Annotated in this window: 2 protein-coding genes; one reads left to right on the forward strand and one right to left on the reverse strand. The window is 36.2% G+C overall.

The annotated features are described in order from the left end of the window. On the reverse strand, positions 1-337 hold a 337-nt coding region (tnpA, locus tag ACPEPR_RS13805), incomplete at its 3' end, for an IS200/IS605 family transposase (RefSeq protein ID WP_423562567.1). 72 nt (positions 338-409) lie between these two features. On the opposite strand from tnpA, the gene ACPEPR_RS13810 reads away from it, so the two are divergent. Further along, positions 410-782: helix-turn-helix domain-containing protein (locus tag ACPEPR_RS13810; protein WP_423562568.1), on the forward strand; the 373-nt coding region annotated here is incomplete at its 3' end.

Below are 782 nucleotides of genomic sequence, written 5' to 3' on the forward strand. Positions count from 1 at the left end.
CGCAGTAACTAGGCGACCAAAAGTGATTGCCCCATAGTTTTTCCTTAACTTCATCCCAAAATGAACGCCTTAAAACATAAGAACTTTTCCCTTTCAGTTTTCCAACTAGGTTGGAAACTGAGTGCTTTGGATGAACACTTACAAGCAGGTGGATGTGATCATCTTCACCATTAAACTCAATAAGCTCACAATCCATTTGCAAACAGGTTTCTTCCATAATCTCTTTTAGGGAGGAAAGCATGTCTTTTGTTAATACATCTCTTCTGTATTTCGTAACAAATACTAAATGAACAATGTTTTTATAAATGCATGATCTACCTGTTCTCCACTCGTACATCTTATCCTCATACTAGATTTACTTTAACCTTATTTTAAGCTAAAATAACCTCAACACCTAGAGGTTTTTCAATTGCTAACAGGCATCCAATTAAGAGCATACCCAACACAACATCAAAAGCTGATTTTAAGTCAGTGGATGGGTTGTGCTCGTTTCGTTTGGAATGCCAAATGTGATGAGGATAAATACTTTCGAGGATTTGCCCGTAAGTTTGCAACTTTTGATCACTATTATGAAACCCAAGATCAAAAATACGCTCACTTTAAATCAGATGAGATTAGTTCATGGCTTGCAAACTGCCCTAGTACAATACAAAAGAACTCAACCGTTAATTGGTACAACACACTCAAAAAATCTATTAAAGGTTTATGTGGGCGACCAAAACGTAAAAAGAAGACAGATAAAGGTTCGATTCATTTAACCTCTGATTTATTCGAGTTTCGCA

Origin of the sequence: Acinetobacter sp. AND/436, from assembly GCF_049546925.1 — a bacterium.
GTDB lineage: Bacteria > Pseudomonadota > Gammaproteobacteria > Pseudomonadales > Moraxellaceae > Acinetobacter > Acinetobacter indicus.